Raw genomic sequence first — 17,277 nt, forward strand, 5'->3', positions numbered from 1 at the left:
ACATGCGTATCGAATGGTTGAATCAGGAAGCATTGCAGCATGGCGGCGTGACCCTGGGCGCGGCGCTGGCAGCGGCGCCGGTGGCTGTGGTTGGCGCGGCCGATGGCGTCTCGCGGCGCGGTTTCATGAAGGCCGGCGCGGTGGCCGGCGGTGGCTTGATGCTGGGCTTTTTCCTGCCCGGCGCAGGGAAACTGGCGCAGGCGGCCGATGCCGCCCCTGCCAAGCCCGTGTACGCGCCGAACGCCTTTTTGCACATCGCCCCCGATAACACGGTGACGGTGCAGGTGAACCGGCTGGAATTCGGCCAGGGCGTGCAAACGAGCTTGCCCATGCTGATCGCCGAGGAACTCGACGCCGACTGGTCGACGGTAACGGGCGCGCTGGCGCCAGCCGGCGAGCAGTACAAGGATGCCGCCTACGGCATGCAGATGACGGGCGGCTCCGGCAGCATCGCCCATTCGTTTACGCAGTACCGGGAAATCGGCGCCAAGGCGCGCGCCATGCTGGTGGGCGCCGCCGCCGCACAGTGGAAAGTCAGTCCCGAGCAGGTGCGCGCCGCGAAAGGCGTGCTGTATGGCCCCGGTGGGCAAAAGGCGACGTATGGCGAACTTGCCGACGCGGCCATGCGCCAACCGGTACCTGCCAGCGTTAAGCTGAAGGACCCGCGCGACTTTTCCATCATCGGCAAACCCGTGAAACGGCTCGACGCGGCCGCCAAGTCCACGGGAAAACAGCAGTTCGGCATCGACTTCAAGCCGCCCGGCGCGAAAGTGGCCATGGTGGCGCGCCCGCCCGTGTTTGGCGCGAAAGTGGCGAAGTTCGACGCCAGCAAGGCCAAGGCCATCAAAGGCGTGCTGGAGGTGCTGGAAGTGAAGACCGACCGTGGCGGCAGCGGCGTGGCGGTGATTGCCGACGGCTACTGGCCGGCCAAGCAGGGACGCGACGCGCTGGTGATCGAATGGGATAGCAGCGCCGTGGAAAAGGTCAGCAGCGACCAGCAACTGGCGGCCTTCAAGGCGCTGGCCAAGACGCCGGGTACGGTGGCGCGCGCATTCGATGTCGCCGCATTGTCCAAGGCGCCGAAAAAAATCGAGGCCGTCTATGAGTTCCCCTATCTGGCACACGCGCCGATGGAGCCGCTCAACTGCGTCGTCGACCTGCAGGCCGACAAATGCACGATGTGGGTGGGCTCGCAATTCCAGACCGGCGACCAGGCGGCGATTGCCGCCACCTCAGGCCTGAAACCCGAGCAGGTGACCCTGCACACGATGATGGCCGGCGGCGGCTTCGGCCGGCGCGCCGTGCCCTCGTCCGACTACGTGGTCGAAGCCGTCAATGTCGCCAAGGCGTACCGGGCGGCAGGCAAGAGCGGACCATTAAAGCTGATGTGGAGCCGCGAGGATGACATCAAGGGTGGCTACTACCGGCCGTCGCATGTGCACCGCGCGCAGATCGGCCTCGACGCCAAAGGCAAGATCCTCGCCTGGGACCACACCATCGTCGGGCAGTCCATCATGGCCGGCACGCCGTTCGAAGCGTTCATGGTGAAAAATGGCGTCGACGGCACCATGGTCGAAGGCATGGGTGAACCGTACACCTTGCCGATGAAGCTGTCCGTGCATACGGCCAAGGCGAACGTGCCCGTGCTGTGGTGGCGCTCCGTCGGCTCGACGCACACGGCCTTCGTCATGGAAACCCTGATCGACGAAGCGGCGCATGTGGCGAAGATGGACCCCGTCGCCTACCGCAAGCAGCTGATCGATGCGAAGCACACGCGCCACATCGCCGCGCTGGACCTGGCCGTGGCCAAGTCCGGCTATGGCAAGAAGAAGCTGCCGAAAGGGCAGGCTTGGGGCGTGGCGATGCATGAATCGTTCAATTCCGTGGTCGCCTACGTGGTGACGGCGTCGGTGGTGGAAGGTACGCCCAAGCTGCACCAGGTATGGGCTGGCGTGCATTGCAACCTGGCCGTCAATCCCCTGACGATCGAGGCGCAAGTGCAGGGCGCCGCGCTGATGGCGTTGGGCATGACCATTCCCGGCGCGGCCATCACGCTCAAGGATGGCGTGGTGCAGCAGCAGAACTTCGGCGACTACCCGGTGCCGCGCATGCCCGACATGCCGGTGATCGAGGTGCACCTGGTGCCATCGGGCGACGCACCGACGGGCATGGGCGAACCGGGTGTGCCGCCGCTGGCACCCGCCTTCGCCAATGCGCTGTTCGCGCTGACGGGCAAGCGCCTGCGCAAGCTGCCGTTCGACCTGGCGGCCGCATGACGATAGCAGTTTTTTGAGTACGGTCGGCATCTTGCTGGCAGCCGGAAGGGGACGCAGGTTCGATCCTTCCGGCGTGCAGAACAAATTATTGCAGCCGTTGACGGAAGGCCCGCATGCGGGCTTGCCCGTCGTGGCGGCGGCGGCCAGGAATATGCTGGCGGCCTTGCCGCGCGTTCTGGCTGTGGTGCGCGCCGACGACACGCAGGTGGCGCGCGCACTCGGTGCGCTGGGCTGCGAGGTGCGCGTCTGCCATGATGCGGACACGGGCATGGCCGCCTCGCTCACCTGCGCCATCGACTATGTGCGCGGTGCGCCGGGCTGGCTGATCGCTCTGGGCGACATGCCTTACGTAGAAGCGGCTACAATCGCCGCCTTGTCGCAAGCCATCGGCGATGGCGCGCGCATCGCCGTGCCCGTGTTCCAGGGACGGCGCGGCAATCCTGTCGCGTTCAGCGCCTTTCACTTGCCGCTGCTGCTGGCGCTCGATGGCGACCAGGGCGCGCGCAGCATCGTCAACAGCCATGCCGTATGCGACGTGACAGTGGACGACAGCGGCATCTTGCGCGATATTGATACATCTGACGATTTGTCGCCGGTGCATGGCGCGCCCGGGCGACTTTAGAATATCCATGCCAGACACGAGAAAAACATGAAAAAAGCTCCAATTAAAAAAAATATCGCCAAGGCGCCCGCCGCCGGCATCATCTACAGTATCGCCGCCCTTGATCTGGCTGGCCACATGTTCAAGGTCACCTTGACGGTCAAGTCGCCGGCCGCCATCGGCCAGGTCTTGTCCTTGCCGGCCTGGATCCCGGGCAGCTACATGATCCGCGAATTTTCGCGCAACATCGTCAGCATCCGCGCCGAGTCCGAGGGCAAGGCCGTGGCGCTGAGCAAGCTGGACAAGCATTCGTGGCAAGCCGCCCCGTGCAAGGGCCCATTGACGGTCGAATACGACGTGTATGCCTGGGATTTGTCCGTGCGCGCCGCGCACCTGGACCAGAATCACGGTTTCTTCAACGGCACCAGCGTATTCCTGCGCGTGCTGGGCCAGGAGGCCGAACCGCATGAAGTGCACATCGTGCAGCCGAAGGATGCGGCCTGCAAGACCTGGAGAGTCGCCACCACCCTGCCGGAACTCAAGGCGAAGCGCTATGGCTTCGGCAGCTACCAGGCGGCCAGCTACGATGAGCTGATCGACCATCCGGTGGAAATGGGCGACTTCGCGCTGGCCACTTTCAAGGCGCATGGCGTGCCGCACGATATCGTCGTCACGGGCAAGGTGCCGAACCTGGACCTGGACCGTTTGTGTCGCGACCTGAAAGCCATCTGCGAAACGCAGATCGCCTTCTTCGAGCCGAAGACAAAAAAAGCGCCGATGGACCGCTATGTGTTCATGACCATGGCCGTCGGCGACGGTTACGGCGGCCTGGAACACCGTGCCTCGACGGCGCTGATCTGTGCCCGTGCCGACTTGCCGACGACGGCGTCAAGCAGCACGGAGATCGGCGAGGGCTACCTGAAATTCCTCGGCCTGTGCAGCCATGAGTACTTCCATACCTGGAACGTCAAGCGTATCAAGCCGGCCGCTTTTGCGCCGTATAACCTGCAGGCGGAAAGCTATTCGCCGCTGCTGTGGCTATTCGAAGGCTTCACCAGCTACTACGACGACTTGATGCTGGTGCGCGCGGGCCTGATCGACGAGGCAGCCTATTTCAAGCTGCTGGGCAAGACCGTCAACAGTGTGCTGCGCGGCAGCGGCCGCAGCAAGCAAAGCGTGGCCGATTCCAGCTTCGACGCCTGGGGCAAGTACTACCGCCAGGATGAAAACGCGCCGAACGCCATCGTCAGCTATTACACCAAGGGTTCGCTGATCGCGCTGGCCTTCGACCTGACGATCCGCAGCAAGACGCATGGCGAGCAATCGCTGGATGACGTGATGCAGGCGCTGTGGCAGCGCTATGGCCGCGATTTCTACAAGGGCAAGGCAGAAGGAAAAGGCCGCGGCGTGACGCCGGCCGAAGTCGAAGCCCTGTTCGATGAGATTTCCGGCACGCGCATGAAGCCGTTCTTCGAGCGCTACATCCGCGGCACGGACGACGTGCCGCTGGCGCGCCTGCTGGCGCCATTCGGTGTCAAGTACAGCGACTCGCGCAAGGCGGAAAAGCCCAGCCTGGACGTCAACCTGGGCCGCGATGGCAACGACGCCAAACTGGCGCAGGTGCACCAGGGCGGCGCCGCCCACGTGGCTGGCCTGTCGGCGGGCGACGTGCTGGTGGCGGTCGATGGTTTGCGCGTGACGGGCACCAACCTGGATACCTTGCTGGGCCGTTACGCCGTCGGCGCCAGGGTGGCCATCCACGCCTTCCGCCGCGACGAGCTGATGACGTTTGCCACCGTACTGCAGGGCGACCGTGTTCCTGGCGTCAGCTTGACGCTGCTGCCAGCGCCCAAGAAGGCCTTGGGGCCAAAGCGTCCTAGCGCCGCATGATGCTCATGTTGATGAACATGCGTTAAGTTAGAAACCGGCCGTTATGGCCGGTTTTTCATTTCAAGATGCCACTTCTTAAATGCAAGTAATCCACCAATATTGGCGCTGTACCATCATATTTACCGCAAATGAACTAATTTTCCTTCAACTAAACTAAAATTGCCGAACTGTTTCTTTTAGATCGCGCCCAACGTGCAAACCCTCGATCCACGAACGATCATGCTGATGACGACCCTGATGTGCGGGGCGATGAGCATTGTCATGTTCTCGGTGTATCGGAGTTTCCGGCGCGAGGTGCATGGCCTGGGACATTGGGCTGCCGGTTTGCTGTTGCTGGTGTGCGCATCGATGCTGTTCGGCACCCGCGAGGTGCTGCCGCCGGCACTGTCCATGATCGCAGCCAATGCGGCGCTGGTGGCCGGCATCGGCCTGTCGATGCTGGGCACGGAGAAATTCTATGGCCTGGCGACGAGTCGCCGCGCCTATCTGCTGATACTTGTCCTGGCCATCGCCGGCAATAGCTGGTGGCTGCTGGTGCACCCCGACTTCTCGGCGCGCGTGGCGGTCTTCTCCCTGCTGGTCTTCCTGTTTTATGCGCGGCAGGTGCAGCTGGTATGGTGCTACGGTGAGCGCCATTTTTCGAGTTTTTTCTTTGGTGCGCTGATGCTGCTGCAAGCTGTCGTGGTGCTGGCGCGCGGCGTGTCGGCATTGCTGCATGGCGGCGCCAGCGTCAACCTGGCGGTGGCCGGCACGCCGGCGGGCATCTATCTGGCGGTCGCCAATTTCATGGCGCTGCTGCTGACGGTGGGCTTCATGACGGTGGCAACGCGCCGCTTGCAGCAGATACTGGAGCGCCGCTCGACCCACGATCCGCTGACGCAGGTGCTGAACCGGCGCGGCTTTGGCGATGCCTATGCGCGCGAGATAGATAATCTGCGCCGTCGCCGTTTGCCATTGACACTGCTCAGCATCGACCTCGATTACTTCAAATTGATCAATGACCGCTACGGTCACGCGGTGGGAGACCAGGTGCTGGCGCATGTGGCCACCGTTATCAAAGGCGCCTTGCGCGAATCGGATTGCGTGGCGCGTTTCGGCGGCGAGGAGTTCGTCGTGCTGATGCCGGATATGCCTGTACATAATGCCTTGGGCGTGGCCGAACGCATACGCGCCTTGCTGCGCGAGTCCACTCATGCGGGACTGCCTTCGTGTACCGTCAGCATAGGCGTCGCTTGCCAGGCCTCGGTGGTGGAGGGGCTGGAAGAATTGCTGTCGCGCGCCGATGCGGCCCTGTACCTGGCCAAGGAACGGGGACGCGACCGCATCGAACTCGATGCTTGTGCGATTACTGAGGACCGGACAAGGTCCGCAGCTGGAATCGGTACTGCTCGTTGAACAGGAAGGTTTCGGAGAAATCAAAGGTCCGTGCGTGGCGGCGCATCAGGTGTGCCGCCGGCGGAAAGAACGCTGGCACGCGCCGCACGGCGGCCAGCGCCGCAGCCGAGGCTTCGCTGTCGCGTGAGCGGTGCACATGCACGCTTTTCAGCTCGCCGTCGGGGCCGACGCTCAGGTCGAGCACGACGATGGCCGGCAGTATGGGCGGCAGGCGCCCGCTGAACGTATATTCTGCGTTGGCTGCCATGATCTGCTGCGCCACCAGCGACTTGTAGGCGTCGATGCTGGCGGCAAGCTGTATCGCGGCCGGCGTGCGAGGGGGCGTAGGTGCGGGCGTGCGCGCCGCTGGCGGGGCCGCAGTCTGGCAAGCCGACAGCAGGCTGGCGGCGGCAAGGACGATCATCGTGTGTCTCATGCCTGCCAGCCTACCATGGTTTAACTGAACAGGCGTGCCAGCTCCACGCCGGGGTCGGGTGCGCGCATGAACGCTTCGCCTACCAGGAAGCTGTGGATGTGCGCGTCGCGCATGCGTTGCACATCGGCCGTGCTATGGATGCCCGATTCCGTGATGATCAATTTGTCTTGCGGGATGCGCGGCAGCAGGCCGAGTGTCGTTTCCAGCGACGTTTCGAAGGTGCGCAGGTTGCGGTTGTTGATGCCGATCAGCGCGCTCTTGAGCTTGAGTGCCGCCGTCAGTTCGTCGCCATCGTGGCTTTCGATCAGCACGCCCATGCCCAGTTCGTGGGCGCACGCTTCCATCTCCGCCATCAGACCGTGGTCGAGCGCCGCGACGATCAGCAGGACGCAGTCGGCGCCCATGGCGCGCGCTTCATAGATCTGGTACATGTCGACCATGAAGTCCTTGCGCAGCACGGGAATGGCGCAGGCGGCGCGCGCCTGTTGCAGGTAATCCACGCAGCCCTGGAAGAACTGTTCATCCGTCAGCACGGACAGGCAAGCCGCGCCATGCGCCGCATAGCTGGCGGCGATGTCCGCCGGGCGGAAGTCGGCGCGGATCACGCCCTTCGATGGCGACGCCTTTTTGACTTCGGCGATGATGCCGGGCTTGCCGGCGGCGATGTGCTGGCGCAGGCTCGCCTCGAAGCCGCGCAGATTGGCGCGCAGGGCGCTGTCGTTTTCCACGTCGCCGCGCAGGCTGGCCAGGCTGCGGTGGGCTTTCGCCTTCGCCACTTCGTCGGCCTTCACGGCCAGGATTTTATCGAGTATGTCGGACATGATGGTCGCTATTCTAAAGGAGGGCGAGGAGCTTACGCTTGCGCCGGGGTGCCAAGCTGCTGCGTCACCTGCACGAATTGTTCCAGTTTTGCCAAGGCGGCGCCCGAGCTGACGGCAGTGCGCGCACGCGCCAGGCCGTCTTCGATCGAGCTGGCCACGCCGGCCGCGTACAGCGCCGTGCCCGCGTTCAGGGCGACGATGTCTGCTGCCGCACCGGGTTCGCCGCGCAGGGCTTCCAGCATCTTGGCCTTCGATTCGATGGAGTCGGCCACCTTCAGGTTGCGGCTGGCGATCATCGACATGCCGAAGTCTTCCGGATGGATTTCATATTCGCGGATTTCGCCGTTGACCAGTTCGCCCACCATGGTGGCCGCGCCCAGCGACACTTCATCCATATTGTCGCGGCCATACACGACGATGGCATGCTGCGCGCCCAGGCGCTGCAGCACGCGTACCTGGATGCCGACCAGGTCGGCGTGGAACACGCCCATCAGAATGTTTGGCGCACCGGCCGGATTCGTCAGCGGGCCGAGGATATTGAAGATCGTCCGCACGCCCAGTTCGCGGCGCACGGGCGCCGCATGCTTCATGGCCGCATGGTGGTTCGGTGCATACATGAAGCCGATGCCCGTTTGCGCGATCGACTGGGCGATCTGCTCGGGCTGCAGGTTGATGTTGACGCCCAGCGAGTCGAGCACGTCGGCGCTGCCGGACGAGGATGAGACGCTGCGTCCGCCATGCTTGGCCACGCGCGCGCCGGCTGCCGCCGCCACGAACATCGAGGCGGTGGAGATATTGAAAGTGTGCGCGCCGTCGCCGCCGGTGCCGACGATGTCGAGCAGGTTGGTGGTGTCGGCCATGGGCACCTTGGTGGAAAACTCGCGCATCACTTGCGCGGCGGCGGCGATTTCGCCGATGGTTTCCTTTTTCACGCGCAAGCCCATGGTGAGCGCTGCGATCATGGTGGGCGACATTTCGCCGGACATGATCTGGCGGAACAGGTACAGCATTTCGTCGTGAAAGATTTCGCGGTGTTCGATGCAGCGCAGCAGGGCTTCTTGTGGGGTGATCGGCATGATGCTTCCTTCTTCAATGATGGCGCAGGAGGACACTGATGGCACGCCGTGGCGTGCGCATGGGATCAGCGCTCGAGGAAATTCTTCAGCAGGGCGTGGCCGTGCTCCGAGAGGATCGATTCGGGGTGGAATTGCACGCCCTCGATATCGTATTCCCGGTGGCGCACGCCCATGATTTCGCCGTCGTCCGTCCACGCTGTCACTTCCAGGCAGGAAGGCAGCGAGGCGCGTTCGATCGCCAAAGAGTGGTAGCGGATCACTGTGAAGGGGCTGGGAATGTCCTTGAAGACGCCCACGCCCGTATGCGCGATGAGGGAAGTCTTGCCATGCATGACCTGCTTGGCGCGGATGACTTTGCCGCCAAACGCTTCGCCGATGGCCTGGTGGCCCAGGCAGACGCCCAGTATCGGCTTTTTTCCGGCGAAGTGCTTGAGCACTGCCACCGAAATGCCCGCCTGGGCCGGCGCTTTCGGGCCGGGCGAGATGCAGATGCGGTCAGGGTTCAACGCTTCGATTTGTTCGAGCGTGATTTCATCATTGCGGTAGACCCGCACGTCTTCGCCCAACTCGCCGAAATACTGCACGATGTTGTAGGTGAAGGAGTCGTAGTTGTCGATCATCAGCAGCATCTTAAAACTCCCCATCCAGGCCATCTTGCACTTGTTCGGCGGCGCGCAATACGGCGCGCGCCTTGTTTTCGGTTTCCTGCCATTCCATTTCGGGGATCGAGTCGGCCACGATGCCGGCCGCAGCCTGCACATACAGCATGCCGTCCTTGATCACGCCCGTGCGGATGGCGATCGCCACGTCCATTTCGCCGCCAAACGACAGGTAGCCGCAGGCGCCGCCGTAGATGCCGCGCTTGGTGATTTCCAGCTCGTCGATCACTTCCATGGCGCGCACTTTCGGCGCACCCGTCAGGGTGCCGGCGGGGAAGGTGGCGCGCAGCACGTCCAGGTTCGACAGGCCATCTTTCAGCGTGCCTTCCACGTTCGAGACGATGTGCTGCACGTGCGAGTATTTTTCGATGACCATGCGGTCGGTGACGTGCACGCTGCCCGTTTCGGCGATGCGGCCGATGTCGTTGCGGGCCAGGTCGATCAGCATCACGTGCTCGGCGATCTCTTTCGGATCGGCCAGCAGTTCGGCCGACAATTCGGCGTCGCGCTCTGGCGTGGCGCCGCGCGGACGGGTGCCGGCGATGGGACGCAAGGTGACTTTCTTGCCGCCGTCCGCCAGCTTCTCGTTGCGCACCAAAATTTCGGGCGAGGCGCCGATGATCTGCATGTCGCCGAAATTATAGAAGTACATGTAGGGCGACGGATTGAGCGAACGCAGGGCGCGGTACAGGGTCAGCGGCGAATCGACATAAGGTTTACGGATGCGCTGGCCGATCTGCACCTGCATCAAGTCGCCGGCCATCACGTATTCATGCGCCTTGGCGACGGCCTTCAGGTAGTCTTCCTTGGAAAAGTCGCGGATGGTTTCCGTACGTACGGAGGCGCTGGTGACGGGCGCATCGACGCCGCGGCGCAGCATCATGCGCAAGTCTTTCAGGCGCTGACGCGCTTTCGAGAACGACTCGGGTTGCGTGGTGTCGGCATACACGATCAGGTAGAGTTTGCCGGACAGGTTGTCGATGACGGCCAGTTCTTCCGTCACCATCAACTGGATGTCGGGCAGGTTCAAGTCGTCTTTCGGCGCGCCGCCGGCCAGCTTTTTCTCGATGTGGCGCACGGTGTCGTAGCCGAAGTAACCGGCCAGGCCGCCGCAAAAGCGCGGCATGCCGGGGCGCAGGGCCACTTTGAAGCGCGATTGGTACTGTTCGATGAAGTCGAGCGGATTGCCTTCGTGCTCTTCGATCACGGCGCCGTTCTTGACGATCTCGGTGCGGTTGCCATGGCTGCGCAGCACCGTGGTGGCGGGCAAGCCGATGAAGGAATAGCGGCCGAAGCGTTCGCCGCCGACGACAGATTCGAGCAAGAAGGTGTTCTTGCCGCCTTGCTGGGTTTGCGCCAGTTTCAGGTACAGCGTGAGCGGGGTTTCCAGGTCGGCAAAAGCTTCTGCGATCAGAGGGATGCGGTTGTAGCCTTGCTGGGACAGCGATTTGAATTCGAGTTCGGTCATGTGTCTCTCCATGCCGCCAGGGTACGCGTGTGCGTCGTGCTTAAAAGCACAGATCCTGCGGTGGTTATCAAAAAACCTGCCGGCGCATACAACACGCAAATGCGCGCGTGCCGCCGACAGCAATCTTACACGGCTCGGCCCTTAGGCCTGCCAGGATTGCCAGCGTCGCCAAAGCCAGGCCTCAATCGAGCCGGTTTGGGTGACATTGTGTTTTTTGATGAGAAACGTGTTCACGATATGGTGTTAGGTATGGTCAGTATGCTGGTCTGTTGTGCATGCTAATAAAATGCGCCGCTTCGAGCAGCGTATTTACTATACCATCGGAATCGGTGTCGTGTATAGAGTGTCCGTGGTTGTAACCATACGGTACGGTCAAGACGGGGCAAGCCGCAGCCCGTGCCGCTTGCGCGTCATTCGAGGAGTCGCCGATGGCCACCACTTTGGCGGGCGCCAGGTCGAAGTCCGCACACACTTGCAGCAGCGGCATGGGATGCGGTTTTTTCTGCGGCAGCGAATCGCCGCCGTAGACGATCTCGAAATACTGCGCCAGGTTTTTCTGTTGCAGCAGGGGCAGGGCGAAGGCGATCGGCTTGTTGGTGACGCAGGCCAGGCGCAGGCCCGCTGCCTTCATCGCCGCCAGCCCTGCTTCCACGTCCGGATACAGGGTGCTGTACTGGCCGTTGACGGCCAGGTAATGACGCTGGTAGGCGTCCATGGCGTGCTCGAAATGCTGTTCCACGCCGGCCGCGTCGAAGTCGAGTGTCAGTACGGCGCGGATCAGGTTTTCCGAACCCTTGCCCACCATCAGCTTGATGGCCTCGGCGCTGATGGGCGCCAGATCGAATTCGGCGCGCATGCCGTTGATGGCGACATGAAAATCGGGCACGGTGTCGAGCATCGTGCCATCGAGGTCGATGATGGCGGCGCGCACGCCGGCCAGTACGTGGTCTTTCAGCGTGCCCGGCTGCATCAGTTGCCTACCGTTTTGGCTAACTCGGCGCGCATCGCATCGATGACGGCCTTGTAATCGGGCTTGCCGAAGATGGCCGAGCCGGCGACGAAGGTGTCGGCGCCGGCGGCAGCGGCGGCGCCGATGTTGTCGATCTTGATGCCGCCATCGACTTCCAGCATGATGTCACGGCCCGATTCGTCGATCATGCGGCGTGCTTCGGCGATTTTTTTCAGTGCTTGCGGGATGAAGGACTGGCCGCCGAAGCCCGGGTTGACCGACATGATCAGGATGATGTCGATCTTGTCCATCACGTGTTCCAGGTAGTGCAGCGGCGTGCCCGGGTTGAACACCAGGCCCGATTTGCAGCCATTGTCGCGGATCAGCTGCAAGGAACGGTCAAGGTGATCCGACGCTTCCGGGTGGAAGGTGATGATGTTCGCGCCAGCCTTGGCGAAATCCGGGATAATGCGATCGACAGGCTTGACCATCAGATGCACATCGATGGGTACTTGCACGTGCGGGCGAATCGCTTCGCACACCAGCGGGCCGATGGTCAGGTTCGGCACATAATGGTTATCCATCACGTCGAAGTGGATGATGTCGGCGCCGGCGGTAACGACGTTGCGCACTTCCTCGCCCAGGCGGGCAAAGTCGGCGGACAGGATGCTGGGAGCGATACGGAATGTTGTCATGGTGGCTTAGGGCTAAGAGTAGAAAGTGCGAAGATGCGCTATTTTACGCTTGACGCCGTTACCATGCCTTACTGGAACGCAGAATACATGGCGCGCGGTGGCCAATGCAGCGCGCGCGACACACAATATACGACTGGCAATGTCTGAATAGGAATGACGATGGCGACTTATGAATTTACGGTAACGGTCAAGACACAATATCTGCCCGAGCAATCGGCCCCCGACCAGGGGCGGCACGTGTTCAGCTACACGATTCGCGTCGTCAACACGGGCACGGCAGGCGCGCAACTGATTTCGCGCCACTGGGTGATCACGGATGCGAACAACAAGGTCGAAGAGGTGCGTGGCCTGGGCGCCGTCGGCCACCAGCCGCTGCTGCAGCCGGGTGAGCAGTTCGAATACACGAGTGGCACCATGCTGGGCACGCCGCAAGGCTCGATGCACGGCGAATACTTCTGCGTGGCCGAGGATGGCCATCAGTTCGAAGCGCCGATTCCCGAGTTCGTGCTGTCGGTGCCGCGTACCCTGCATTAACGAAACGCCGGGGGCTTGCGCCCCTATTTCAGTTTTTCGGTGGCGTCCTGTTCTTCACTGAGCTGCTTGCGCGCCGGTGGTGCGGGTTTTTTACCCGAATACATGGTCCACCAGACTATAAATGCCAGCAAGAAGAACGCCACCAGCGCCTCTATCATCAAGATCCACATACGCCCCCCTATGTTATTTACCCGCAGCTTAGTATTTACCCGCCGTCTGTTGACACGCGGTAGTCTACCCGTTTCAATCGGCGCCGTCGCGCTTGCGCTTTCCGCCTGTACCACGCCGTCCACCCCACCCGCTGCCACCGGCGGCAAGGCGCCAGCCATCGCCCCGACCGTCGTCAGGCCGGTGCCGGCCAAGCCGGCCGAGGCCAAGGATGCCAAGGACACCATCGATGCGGCGACGGCCCCCACCTTCGTGCCCGCCAAATTTGCCGCCTTGCCAGGCTGGGCCCGCGACGACATGCGCGCCGCCTGGCCCGCCTTCATGGCTTCGTGCGGCGTACTGGTCAAGCGCCCGGACTGGAAGGAATCGTGCACCATCGCGCGTCAGGTGAATGCTGATAGCGACAAGGCCATCCGTCTGTTCTTCGAGACCTTCTTTGTGCCCAATCAAGTCATTACCGCCGATGGCGCCAGTACCGGTTTGGTGACGGGCTACTACGAGCCGCTGCTGCATGGCGCGCGCAAGCGGGGCGGTCCATACCAGACGCCGCTGTACAAGGTGCCTGACGATCTCGTGTCCGTCGACCTGGCTGGCGTGTATCCGGAACTGAAAAACATGCGTTTACGGGGCAAGCTGGTGGGCAAGAAGGTGATCCCGTACGCGACCCGCGCCGACATCGAGCGCGCCACGGCCGTCACGGGTAAGGAATTGCTGTGGGTGGATGACGAAGTCGAAGCGTTCTTCCTGCAAGTGCAGGGTTCCGGGCGCGTGCAGCTGACCGATACGCAGGAAACCGTGCGCGTGGCGTACGCGGACCAGAACGGTCACCCGTACAAATCGATCGGCCGCTACCTGGTCGACAAGGGCGAGCTGACGTTGAGCCAGGCGTCCGCGCAGGGCATCAAGGCGTGGATCGCCGGCCACCCCACGCGCAAGGATGAATTATTCAACGCCAATCCGAGCTATGTCTTCTTCAAGGAAGAGCGCCTGCCTGATCCCAAAGTGGGACCGAAGGGCGCATTGGGCGTGCCGTTGACGCCGCAGCGCTCGGTGGCCATCGATTCGCGCTTCCTGCCGCTGGGTGCGCCCGTGTTCCTGTCCACCACGCAAGCCAATAGCGAGATTCCCATGCAGCGGCTGGTGATGGCGCAGGATACGGGCGGCGCCATTCGCGGCCCCATCCGGGTCGATTACTTCTTTGGTTTCGGTGCGGAAGCGGCGGAGAATGCGGGCCGCATGAAGCAGAGCGGCGCCGTGTGGGTGTTGTTGCCGAAGCAGGCGCCGGCGCGCTGAGTTTCTCGCGGCGCCGGGCGGGGATGCGCTAGCGCAAAGTTAGCGCAGGACCATGACTGGCAGCTGGGTATGTGCCAGCACTTTTTGCGTTTCGCTGCCCACGAACAGCTTGTTCAAGCCTTTGCGGCCATGCGAGGCCATCAGGATGATGTCGCAATGGTAGGTTTGCGCCGCATTGACGATTTCCTCGTGCGGGCTGGGCGAGACGACGACCACGCCTTCGAAGGGCACGCCGACAGCGCGCGCCGCTTCACCGATCTTGTCGACGGCGCGTTGCGATGCTTCCTGCATTTGTTGCTCGTACAAACCGGCGTCGAGCACGATGCCGCCATCGGCCATCGGCGAGAACGGGAAGGGCTGCACCACACTGATGGTAACCAGCTTGGCCTTGTTCAATTGAGCGAAGGCGAGGGCCGTCTCGGCCGCTTTGTCGGACAGCGGCGAGCCGTCGGTGGGAAATAAGATGGTGTTAAACATGACGTGCTCCTAGAGTGATGTAAGACAGCTTATGGATTTACCTCAATTAATTCCTTGATGTAAATCAAAACTCACAGGCTTTGGCATGAATAGTGTCGCCAAGGCAATCTTTCAGCAGTGTATGCCCGTTTATCGCTTCAGGTGCGCACGCTACGCAGCGGCGTGCCCCACACCATGGCGATCGTCAGTGCAATGCTGCCTGCCGCGATGCAGGCCAGGCCATTGCGCACGCCAAAGTGTTCCGCTACCCAGCCGGCGGCCAGCGCGCCCAGCGGCGCCGTCGCCACCGTCAGGAAACGCATGGTCGAGGTCATGCGACCCAGCATGGGGTCGGGTGTGACTTTCTGGCGCAAGCCCAGGTAGGGAATAAAGAACAGCATCACGCCGCAATCAAAAAAGAACATCAGTACGGCATACGCCACAGCGCTGGCGGCCGCGCTGCCGAACAAGGCGGCGGGGATGGTGGGCGTCAGGGCAAAGCAGACGGAGGTGGACGCCAGTCCGATCAGAATGGTGCGGCCGGCGCCATAGCGGCGCGTCAATGGCTTGACGATGAAGGCGCTCAGCAGCACGCCGGCGCCACCGAGCATCTGCGTCATGCCCAGCACGCCAGGACTCATGCCCAGGTCGCGTGTGGCAAACAGCACCGTCAAGGCCATGCTGGCGTAAAACAGGAAGTGCCAGATGCCGGCGCCCCAGGCCAGCGCACGCAGCAGCGGTTCGCGCCAGACAAACAGCAAGCCGTCGGCGATGTCGCGCAGGGCGTGCTTGTCGGACGGCGCGGGACGTGGATCGCGCACGCTCATGGCGCGCAAATTGATTACAGAAACCAGATAACCGCAGGCCGTGCACAGGATGGCGACGGGCGCCGACAGGACTTGCACCAGCACGCCGGCCAGGCCGGGGCCGATCAGGCGCGAAGCCGATTCGGTGGCAGCAAATTTTGATTGCGCATCGATCAAGCCGTCGCGGCCCACCAGGAAGGTCAGGAAAACCTGTTCGGCGCCGCCACCGACGACGAAGCCAGTGCCGATGATGAATCCCACTATATATAACCAGGGCATCGACAGCACGCCGCACCAGTAGGCGACGGCCACGCTGGCCAGCGCCAGGCCCGACATGCTTTCGCTGAACAGCATGATCGGGTGCTTGCTGCGCCGGTCCAGCAGCACGCCGACGGGCAAGCCGAAGAGGGCAAACGGCAGCGCCTGCAGGGCGACGAGCATCCCCATTTGTTCTGGCGTCGCATGTAATAACAATACCGCGCACAGGGGCAGGGCCAGCGAGGTGATCTGGGCGCCGAAGCAATTGAGGCCGTTGCTGAACCACAAGCGGCGAAAATTGACGCTGGCGGCGCTGCCGTCGCCGCGCAGGTGGCGGGCGCAGTACTGGAAGAAGGAAGAGAAAATACGCTGCTCGATAAAGGTGATCGGGCTCACAATAATAGCAGCGCACCTGTCGCGCCGCCGCCGTTAGCCGCTACAATCGTCACACCGTTCATCCAGAGGAGACACTATGCAATACGAAGACTTGATCATCGACATCCAGGACAAAGTGGTGGTCATCCGCCTGAACCGCCCGAAGGCACTCAACGCCTTGAACGACAACATGATGAATGAGCTGGGCGACGCCCTGCTGAAATTCGACGCGGACGAGAATATCGGCTGCATCGTGCTCACGGGCAGCGAAAAAGCGTTTGCCGCTGGCGCCGATATCGCCGCCATGGCCGATTACACCTATCCGGACACTTTTACCCAGGGTTACATCAGCCGCAACTGGGAGCATATCTTGCGCGTGCGCAAACCGGTGGTGGGTGCCGTAGCTGGCTACGCACTTGGTGGTGGCTGTGAACTTGCCATGATGTGCGATTTCCTGATCGCCGCCGACAGCGCCAAATTCGGCCAGCCGGAAATCAAGGTCGGCGTCACGCCAGGCGCGGGCGGCACGCAGCGTCTGCCGCGCGCCATCGGCAAGGCCAAGGCCATGGATCTGCTGCTGACGGCACGCACCATCGACGCTGCCGAGGCGGAACGCATCGGCCTGGTGTCGCGCGTGGTGCCGGCAGATAAATTGCTGGAAGAAGCCCTGGCCGCCGCCAAGACCATCGCCGCCATGCCGACCTCGGTTGCCATGATGATCAAGGATTGCGTCAACCGCGCCTTCGAAACCACGCTGACCGATGGCGTCGCCTACGAGCGGCGCTTGTTCCAGGCTGCCTTCGGCACGCCTGCTCAAAAAGAAGGCATGCACGCTTTCCTGGAAAAGCGCTTGCCAAACTTCGATGGTCTTTGATATGATTCGCCTCCCCGATGAGACGCACTAGTTTGCGGCACAAAAGGGACAGCCTTCAGGGGCTGGGTAGTAAAAAAGAAGGTTGACGAAATGCTGAAAAAGCTTCATACTCTTCCTTCTTCGCAGCTGACAAACACAACGCTTTGTCGATAGCGCGAAAGCAGTACCGAATACCGTTCTTTAACAATTAACAGTCGATAAGTGTGGGCATTTGATGTAAGTGCAGCGTCAATCTTCGGATTGGCGTCTAACTTAAAATATCAAATGT

Annotated in this window: 17 protein-coding genes; 7 read left to right on the forward strand and 10 right to left on the reverse strand. The window is 62.3% G+C overall.

The genetic code is table 11. The features are described from left to right. The first annotated feature begins 2 nt into the window (after positions 1-2). The 4 genes from ACP7EG_RS10965 to ACP7EG_RS10980 all read left to right on the forward strand — a co-directional run bounded on the left by ACP7EG_RS10965 (position 3) and on the right by ACP7EG_RS10980 (position 6,162). Positions 3-2,276 (forward strand): molybdopterin cofactor-binding domain-containing protein, encoded by a 2,274-nt coding sequence (locus ACP7EG_RS10965; RefSeq protein WP_426087613.1) that lies wholly within the window; start codon positions 3-5, stop codon positions 2,274-2,276. Positions 2,277-2,289: 13 nt separating this feature from the next. Continuing rightward, positions 2,290-2,898 (forward strand): nucleotidyltransferase family protein, encoded by a 609-nt coding sequence (locus ACP7EG_RS10970; RefSeq protein ID WP_426087614.1) that lies wholly within the window; start codon positions 2,290-2,292, stop codon positions 2,896-2,898. Between the two features lie 27 nt (positions 2,899-2,925). After that, positions 2,926-4,767, forward strand: a complete 1,842-nt coding sequence (locus ACP7EG_RS10975; protein WP_426087615.1) for a M61 family metallopeptidase — start codon at positions 2,926-2,928, stop codon at positions 4,765-4,767. A 219-nt stretch (positions 4,768-4,986) separates the two neighbouring features. Then, a complete protein-coding gene (locus ACP7EG_RS10980; protein WP_426087616.1) occupies positions 4,987-6,162 on the forward strand; it encodes a GGDEF domain-containing protein in 1,176 nt (391 codons plus the stop codon). Here the strand turns inward: ACP7EG_RS10980 and ACP7EG_RS10985 are convergent. The 7 genes from ACP7EG_RS10985 to rpe all read right to left on the reverse strand — a co-directional run bounded on the left by ACP7EG_RS10985 (position 6,113) and on the right by rpe (position 12,245). After that, positions 6,113-6,577 (reverse strand): energy transducer TonB, encoded by a 465-nt coding sequence (locus ACP7EG_RS10985; protein WP_426087617.1) that lies wholly within the window; start codon positions 6,575-6,577, stop codon positions 6,113-6,115. The genes ACP7EG_RS10980 and ACP7EG_RS10985 overlap by 50 nt on opposite strands. A gap of 20 nt (positions 6,578-6,597) precedes the next feature. Next, positions 6,598-7,398: an indole-3-glycerol phosphate synthase TrpC gene (gene trpC, locus ACP7EG_RS10990; RefSeq protein WP_426087618.1), complete on the reverse strand. Its 801-nt coding sequence runs from the start codon at positions 7,396-7,398 to the stop codon at positions 6,598-6,600. Between the two features lie 32 nt (positions 7,399-7,430). After that, positions 7,431-8,474, reverse strand: coding sequence for an anthranilate phosphoribosyltransferase (gene trpD / locus ACP7EG_RS10995; protein ID WP_426087619.1), 1,044 nt, complete (start codon positions 8,472-8,474; stop codon positions 7,431-7,433). 65 nt (positions 8,475-8,539) lie between these two features. After that, entirely contained in the window at positions 8,540-9,103 is a 564-nt protein-coding gene (locus ACP7EG_RS11000) for an aminodeoxychorismate/anthranilate synthase component II (protein WP_096233736.1), read from the reverse strand. A gap of 1 nt (position 9,104) precedes the next feature. Next, positions 9,105-10,601 (reverse strand): anthranilate synthase component I, encoded by a 1,497-nt coding sequence (gene trpE / locus ACP7EG_RS11005; protein WP_426087620.1) that lies wholly within the window; start codon positions 10,599-10,601, stop codon positions 9,105-9,107. A gap of 253 nt (positions 10,602-10,854) precedes the next feature. Next, entirely contained in the window at positions 10,855-11,571 is a 717-nt protein-coding gene (locus ACP7EG_RS11010) for a phosphoglycolate phosphatase (protein WP_426087621.1), read from the reverse strand. Continuing rightward, entirely contained in the window at positions 11,571-12,245 is a 675-nt protein-coding gene (gene rpe, locus ACP7EG_RS11015) for a ribulose-phosphate 3-epimerase (protein ID WP_426087622.1), read from the reverse strand. Before rpe ends, ACP7EG_RS11010 begins: the two co-directional genes overlap by 1 nt. 159 nt (positions 12,246-12,404) lie before the next feature. On the opposite strand from rpe, the gene apaG reads away from it, so the two are divergent. Next, on the forward strand, positions 12,405-12,779 hold the full coding sequence (gene apaG / locus ACP7EG_RS11020; protein ID WP_034753698.1) for a Co2+/Mg2+ efflux protein ApaG: 375 nt from the start codon (positions 12,405-12,407) through the stop codon (positions 12,777-12,779). Positions 12,780-12,802: 23 nt separating this feature from the next. On the opposite strand, the gene ACP7EG_RS11025 is transcribed toward apaG, so the two are convergent. Further along, positions 12,803-12,949, reverse strand: coding sequence for a hypothetical protein (locus ACP7EG_RS11025; protein WP_167468630.1), 147 nt, complete (start codon positions 12,947-12,949; stop codon positions 12,803-12,805). Between the two features lie 49 nt (positions 12,950-12,998). Here ACP7EG_RS11025 and mltA point away from each other — a divergent pair, with 49 nt between their 5' ends. Further along, positions 12,999-14,240 carry a murein transglycosylase A gene (mltA, locus tag ACP7EG_RS11030; RefSeq protein WP_426087623.1) on the forward strand — a complete coding sequence of 414 codons (1,242 nt, stop codon included), beginning with the start codon at positions 12,999-13,001 and terminating at the stop codon, positions 14,238-14,240. 39 nt (positions 14,241-14,279) lie between these two features. Here the strand turns inward: mltA and ACP7EG_RS11035 are convergent, their stop codons facing one another. After that, positions 14,280-14,717 carry a universal stress protein gene (locus ACP7EG_RS11035; protein ID WP_332862549.1) on the reverse strand — a complete coding sequence of 146 codons (438 nt, stop codon included), beginning with the start codon at positions 14,715-14,717 and terminating at the stop codon, positions 14,280-14,282. 137 nt (positions 14,718-14,854) lie between these two features. Continuing rightward, positions 14,855-16,156, reverse strand: a complete 1,302-nt coding sequence (locus ACP7EG_RS11040) for an MFS transporter (protein ID WP_426087624.1) — start codon at positions 16,154-16,156, stop codon at positions 14,855-14,857. A gap of 76 nt (positions 16,157-16,232) precedes the next feature. Here ACP7EG_RS11040 and ACP7EG_RS11045 point away from each other — a divergent pair, with 76 nt between their 5' ends. After that, the gene (locus ACP7EG_RS11045; RefSeq protein WP_426087625.1) at positions 16,233-17,009 is read left to right on the forward strand and encodes an enoyl-CoA hydratase; all 777 of its coding nucleotides are present in this window, start codon (positions 16,233-16,235) and stop codon (positions 17,007-17,009) included. Positions 17,010-17,277: the final 268 nt, after the last annotated feature.

Source organism: Janthinobacterium sp. PSPC1-1, from assembly GCF_049897625.1.
GTDB classification, from domain to species: domain Bacteria; phylum Pseudomonadota; class Gammaproteobacteria; order Burkholderiales; family Burkholderiaceae_D; genus Janthinobacterium; species Janthinobacterium tructae.

Coding starts and splice junctions, on each gene's coding strand:
- ACP7EG_RS10965 (WP_426087613.1), top strand. CDS start 3: ATGCGTATCGAATGGTTGAATCAGGAAGCATTGCAGCATGGCGGCGTG.
- ACP7EG_RS10975 (WP_426087615.1), top strand. CDS start 2,926: ATGAAAAAAGCTCCAATTAAAAAAAATATCGCCAAGGCGCCCGCCGCC.
- ACP7EG_RS10980 (WP_426087616.1), top strand. CDS start 4,987: ATGCTGATGACGACCCTGATGTGCGGGGCGATGAGCATTGTCATGTTC.
- ACP7EG_RS10985 (WP_426087617.1), bottom strand. CDS start 6,577: ATGAGACACACGATGATCGTCCTTGCCGCCGCCAGCCTGCTGTCGGCT.
- trpC (WP_426087618.1), bottom strand. CDS start 7,398: ATGTCCGACATACTCGATAAAATCCTGGCCGTGAAGGCCGACGAAGTG.
- trpD (WP_426087619.1), bottom strand. CDS start 8,474: ATGCCGATCACCCCACAAGAAGCCCTGCTGCGCTGCATCGAACACCGC.
- ACP7EG_RS11000 (WP_096233736.1), bottom strand. CDS start 9,103: ATGCTGCTGATGATCGACAACTACGACTCCTTCACCTACAACATCGTG.
- trpE (WP_426087620.1), bottom strand. CDS start 10,601: ATGACCGAACTCGAATTCAAATCGCTGTCCCAGCAAGGCTACAACCGC.
- ACP7EG_RS11010 (WP_426087621.1), bottom strand. CDS start 11,571: ATGCAGCCGGGCACGCTGAAAGACCACGTACTGGCCGGCGTGCGCGCC.
- rpe (WP_426087622.1), bottom strand. CDS start 12,245: ATGACAACATTCCGTATCGCTCCCAGCATCCTGTCCGCCGACTTTGCC.
- apaG (WP_034753698.1), top strand. CDS start 12,405: ATGGCGACTTATGAATTTACGGTAACGGTCAAGACACAATATCTGCCC.
- ACP7EG_RS11025 (WP_167468630.1), bottom strand. CDS start 12,949: ATGTGGATCTTGATGATAGAGGCGCTGGTGGCGTTCTTCTTGCTGGCA.
- ACP7EG_RS11035 (WP_332862549.1), bottom strand. CDS start 14,717: ATGTTTAACACCATCTTATTTCCCACCGACGGCTCGCCGCTGTCCGAC.
- ACP7EG_RS11045 (WP_426087625.1), top strand. CDS start 16,233: ATGCAATACGAAGACTTGATCATCGACATCCAGGACAAAGTGGTGGTC.